Origin of the sequence: Nodularia chucula CCY0103 (genome assembly GCF_963923915.1) — a bacterium.
Taxonomy (GTDB): Bacteria; Cyanobacteriota; Cyanobacteriia; order Cyanobacteriales; family Nostocaceae; genus Nodularia; species Nodularia chucula.
Map to the genome: position 1 here is coordinate 1 of NZ_CAWUOL010000160.1, position 4,699 is coordinate 4,699.

Sequence of the window (4,699 nt, forward strand, 5' to 3'; positions counted from 1 at the left end):
TAAAACTACTATACCTGAATATGTAAAGTTTTGTAACGAGATTCAACATTTCTGGATGAAATTGTCTCAATTAAGGTAAAGTGTGTTACATCTACCAATTTTATTGCAGGAAAAAAAGCAAATTATAGTTGTAAATTAATATATAGATATTTTGTCAAAAATAATAACAGTAAAAGATACAATTATTATGATAGGCAAGAGGACTTATCCTCAGATTCGATAATCTTATTAAAGGCGGTTAGCAATTCTATAAAATCGCGGTTGTGGTCAAAAATAGTTAATGATATTCAAATAGGTAAAGAAGTCTATTTTGGGATGTTTAAAGTTAGTAAAGATTATATTGGAACTATTGGAAACCTTGGTTTTTATATTCCTGAGATTAAAGAAGTAAAATTTTATCTTAGCTCTGAAGATAATGCTTTTCAACTTGAACCTAAGCTAGAATTTAATAAAAAATGGAACGAGAACTGGAGGCAATTAGGTAGTAATACTGTGTATATTCAGTACGTTGATAACCCTCATCTATTCTTTGAAGTCCTAGAGATGCTCAAAGTACCTGTAAATTTTGATGCACTTCCTGAATTAGCTAATATTTATTAAGTAGATTTTACTATTACTCAGTATACCCTAATTAATAATGACAATTGTTACACGGGAGTTGTGCCAGCCGTCGGCTACCAAAGAATATGGGTTGATTTTAATCGATTGACCAAAAGCGATCGCAATGGCTTATGCTAAATCTGAATCTTAATTGAATTATCTTCTGTGACCAGAGAACGTGAACCTTTTATTAGTCTGGCACTTTACCACGCTTTTAAGTGGTCTATTGTCAGCCCCATGCTTCATGCTTACTTTCGGGGGCGAATTTATGGGGTGGAAAATGTCCCCCAATCAGGGCCACTGGTGGTAGTGAGTAATCATGCTAGTTATTTTGACCCGCCGATTGTCTCTAATTGTGTACGTCGTCCTGTGGCTTACATGGCTAAGGAAGAGTTGTTTGAAGTACCTGTGTTGGCACAAGCAATTAAATTATATGGTGCTTACCCGGTGAGTCGGGGTAGTGGCGATCGCAATTCTATCCGTTCTGCTCTAGAGTATCTGGAAAAAGGCTGGGCTGTAGGTGTTTTTTTAGAAGGGACTCGTACTCCTGATGGGAGGATAAAAGACCCTAAACGTGGGGCTGCACTACTGGCGGCTAAGGCCAAAGCACCATTTTTACCAGTATGTTTATGGGGTTCTGAAAAAATTTTACAATCAGGCTCGGCTTTACCTCGTCCAGTTCCCTTAACTATTCGCATTGGTAAGTTAATTGATGCGCCCAGTTCTACTAATAAGGAAGCATTACAAGCAGTAACACATCAGTGCGCGACAGCAATAAATGAATTGCATGATTTGGGACGCTGACAAATATACTTCATGGGTGCAGCCATAACCCACTGAGTGCAAGCAGAAATTAAGGTAAAATCGGCGGTAGACGCATCAAGATTGGGAATTATGTCGGATTTAAGAACAGAATTAACAGCAAATTTAGATGAAGCGGAGTGGGGTTGGTTAATTCCTCATGTCCAAAAAGATCAGGTGATTGTGGTGACACAGGGTTTAGATTTGCTGGATGTGGGCGTGGCGATCGCTAGTAATCAGGTTTCATCTGTGGAACAATGGATTGATCTGCAATTAATCGCTAAACCTTCAAATACACAAATTGGAAATTGGAATAGCGATCGCACCAAGCGGTTTCATGCCTTGATTGTTCAACCCCATATTCTCATTCAAGAAATCACCACATCATAGGAAAAATATTTGGGGAACATTTGAGTAGATGCTCAATCTATCCAGCTATTGTCAATCCCAAATTCACCGCTTTTTGATATGTTCTGCACCCGTGTAACCAGTAGCCACCCAAATTAAGGCTCTCGCCCCATCACGGATAGATTTATCCACAGATTCATGCATATTTTGTGAAGGTACTGCCACAGGTTTTAATTGAATACCACGACTACCAAAAACTATCTCCCCAACTACACGGGCGCGGCGCATATGGAACTCTGAAGTAATTAAGTAGACACTCTTAATACCTTGAGCTTGCAACTCATCTACTAATGTAGTAAAATTGGTGACAGTATCTACAGCTTGGTAATCAAGATATAGTCGTTTCGTATCTACTCCGGCATTGACAAAAACGCTCTGAGTTGACTTAGGCGGACTACCACCAGAAATCCAAATGGGTAAGCTGGGATGCTGACGGACAAAATTAGCCGTAAACCTTTCTCGTTCTAGATGTGACGTAGAACCACCCAATACTAATACTGCTTGAGGTGGTAACTTCTCGATTTTAGATTCCTGGTATCCCAACCATATTAATACAGGTAGGGCGAAAACCATGAACCGCAATGAATGACTTGTAAATGATAGATGATTCTTCAAGGGTCTGTACTTTCGTCTGTTGAGTCCAAGATTTCCGATGAAAAGAGATCAACAACTATGTAGGTTAGCAGATTTTGGAAAACTCTAGCCAAATATCAACCGAGACTTTTATTTAATACACATTCAAACGCCTATTACCAGGATATCTGGCATGATAATCTGTTTTGTCGGAAAATTGATCTACTGATTCCGACTCCCCTGTTTCTGGAATTTTGTTTTGAAGACGGGACTGGCCAGGCTCGAACCGGCGACCTAGCGCTTAGGAGGCGCTCGCTCTATCCATCTGAGCTACAGCCCCAACTATAGACCATATTCTAGCAGATAGCAGATACTATAATAGCAGTAGTCTTAGCTAGAATGCCAAGAATTATCCCAAGAATCGCCACCCACTTCTAAACCACAAAGAGAACTTTGTGCTTTCAGGATTGTATGAGATTTGCCATTACTTAACTTTCGTAACTCCAAATCTAACTTTCCTTGCATAGTATCCCGACAACAGAATAATAAACCATTTGCTGTAGGCGCACGCAAGGGCGTACCCGGTAAATTGGCGGTTCCGGTCAATTCAATTTCATAATCTAAGTTTTTGGCGCGCATTTGCCATCTACCCCAGGGCTGAATATCCCATTCAACTTTGGCATTCCAGGGAACAAATTCATAAAATTTGCCTTGATAGTGCAAGCCAATCATGGCGACAGATTCCATCCACCACAACACACCACGCTTACCACCGCCAGCAGTTAAAGCTAAATCGGTTTCGCCATCAAAGCTATTACAATTTAACCAGAACCATTTTTGGGGAAACGCACCGCCCCAATTCTTCTCTCCATAAGCTGGGGCGTTAGTAAATTGATAGATTTTACCATTCCAATCAATTGAACCACTGGCTACACCGTGAGCCATCAATATTTGCCATCCCGGTTCAAAAATCTGTAAAGATGAGAGTAAACCGGCGGTTGATTGCTGAAGACTGTTTTGATTTCCCCAATAATATATCGGTTGAATTTCGTATCGCCAACGGCAATAATTACCAGTTGCAGGGTCATGAATTTCTCCCTGATTTAGAGTCGCTGTAGCTTGATATCCTTCTGGAATATGATCTGCAAACTCCGAGGGGTTCAGGTATCCAGGTGAGGTGTTAAGGTCAGTTTTACCCCAATGACCTAATCCCAGAACATCTTTACTACCCCAGAATTTTTTGACATCAGGAAAGGTACGACAGATATATTCATCATTCGGCCCTAATACTTGGGCTGCACCACCGCTATAGGGTTTACCGCCAATGGGGTCTTCTATGGAGTACATGAAGGCGAAGGTTTGACCAATATCTGGCAAAGTTACGCGATAATACCAACCTTCAAAGAAGCGGCGATGACTACCATCCCAATGGTATCCACTATGAGGGGTTTGGGTTAAGGGAAGAAGATTTTGGGGAATAGTTAACATATATCTATATTGTTGCCTATTTCTTTCAGTATGAGCCATCTGGACATAAATCATGCTTATGAAATTTTAGGACTGACAGCTGGTGCATCACAAGGACAGGTGAAGCAAGCTTACCGCAAGTTGGTGAAAATTTGGCATCCTGATCGCTTTTCTGACCCACAACAAAAACAGGAAGCAGAGGCAAAAATTAAGGATATTAATGTAGCTTACAACCAACTCAAGTCACAACAGCTAAATACTGAAAGTGTGGCTTCTCCTACGCCCACAAATACCTCAAATGATCAGGTAAACATCTCTGTGCAGCGCTGGGATGCGGAAACTTTTTATAACTGCGGCGTGGAAAATGCTAGCCAGGGAAAATATGAGGAGGCGATCGCAGATTTTACTAAAGCTATTCGCCTAAATCCTCACTATGTTGAAGCATACAAATATCGGGGCTTCGTTTGTGATCAATTGGGATTTGAATATCGAGCCGCTTCAGATTTAAATAAAGCCGCATCCTTAGAACTGGGTGTCAGTAATCAAAATATTTATTCTAAGTCGAAGTATTCAAGGTCATATCGTCCTGTATTTAAGCGGAAATCTCTGTTAACCAGATGGTGTCAGAAAATCAAAAAGCTGCTGAAGTTGAACAGATGAGGAAGATAAATTGTAATTTTTGTGATCAATTGAATTTCCCTAAATGTCACAATTAAACAGTTAAATCCTAGAGCTTCAGTTAACTTGACACTAACCAGTCTCTAGACTAATTTGTTATGCAGAAATAATGTCAGTTATTCAGAAGTGTTGAATGTTAAGAAAGAGGTGATAAAAATAACCCAAAATATGG

The 4,699-nt window shown here is 40.1% G+C and carries 6 protein-coding genes and 1 tRNA gene; 4 read left to right on the forward strand and 3 right to left on the reverse strand.

What is annotated here, in order from left to right; genetic code table 11:
• Positions 1-315 precede the first annotated feature (315 nt).
• The 3 genes from ACM0OP_RS23670 (at position 316) to ACM0OP_RS23680 (ending at position 1,791) form a co-directional block, all read left to right on the forward strand.
• A complete protein-coding gene (locus ACM0OP_RS23670) occupies positions 316-600 on the forward strand; it encodes a hypothetical protein (protein WP_414530852.1) in 285 nt (94 codons plus the stop codon).
• Between the two features lie 165 nt (positions 601-765).
• Positions 766-1,404 (forward strand): lysophospholipid acyltransferase family protein, encoded by a 639-nt coding sequence (locus ACM0OP_RS23675; RefSeq protein ID WP_414530853.1) that lies wholly within the window; start codon positions 766-768, stop codon positions 1,402-1,404.
• A 90-nt stretch (positions 1,405-1,494) separates the two neighbouring features.
• Complete coding sequence (locus ACM0OP_RS23680; RefSeq protein WP_414530856.1) at positions 1,495-1,791, forward strand: DUF2288 domain-containing protein; 297 nt, start codon at positions 1,495-1,497, stop codon at positions 1,789-1,791.
• Between the two features lie 63 nt (positions 1,792-1,854).
• Here the strand turns inward: ACM0OP_RS23680 and ACM0OP_RS23685 are convergent, their stop codons facing one another.
• The 3 genes from ACM0OP_RS23685 to ACM0OP_RS23695 form a co-directional block, all read right to left on the reverse strand.
• Positions 1,855-2,382 (reverse strand): YdcF family protein, encoded by a 528-nt coding sequence (locus ACM0OP_RS23685; RefSeq protein WP_414530854.1) that lies wholly within the window; start codon positions 2,380-2,382, stop codon positions 1,855-1,857.
• 266 nt (positions 2,383-2,648) lie between these two features.
• A tRNA-Arg gene (locus tag ACM0OP_RS23690) sits at positions 2,649-2,722 on the reverse strand.
• A gap of 50 nt (positions 2,723-2,772) precedes the next feature.
• On the reverse strand, positions 2,773-3,870 hold the full coding sequence (locus tag ACM0OP_RS23695) for a tocopherol cyclase family protein (protein ID WP_414530858.1): 1,098 nt from the start codon (positions 3,868-3,870) through the stop codon (positions 2,773-2,775).
• Between the two features lie 30 nt (positions 3,871-3,900).
• Between ACM0OP_RS23695 and ACM0OP_RS23700 the strand changes: the two genes are divergently transcribed.
• Entirely contained in the window at positions 3,901-4,509 is a 609-nt protein-coding gene (locus tag ACM0OP_RS23700) for a J domain-containing protein (protein ID WP_414530855.1), read from the forward strand.
• Positions 4,510-4,699: the final 190 nt, after the last annotated feature.

Excerpts from the sequence above, each read along its gene's own strand:
- ACM0OP_RS23670 (WP_414530852.1), top strand. The coding sequence starts at position 316 with ATGTTTAAAGTTAGTAAAGATTATATTGGAACTATTGGAAACCTTGGT.
- ACM0OP_RS23680 (WP_414530856.1), top strand. The coding sequence starts at position 1,495 with ATGTCGGATTTAAGAACAGAATTAACAGCAAATTTAGATGAAGCGGAG.
- ACM0OP_RS23685 (WP_414530854.1), bottom strand. The coding sequence starts at position 2,382 with ATGGTTTTCGCCCTACCTGTATTAATATGGTTGGGATACCAGGAATCT.
- ACM0OP_RS23695 (WP_414530858.1), bottom strand. The coding sequence starts at position 3,870 with ATGTTAACTATTCCCCAAAATCTTCTTCCCTTAACCCAAACCCCTCAT.
- ACM0OP_RS23700 (WP_414530855.1), top strand. The coding sequence starts at position 3,901 with ATGAGCCATCTGGACATAAATCATGCTTATGAAATTTTAGGACTGACA.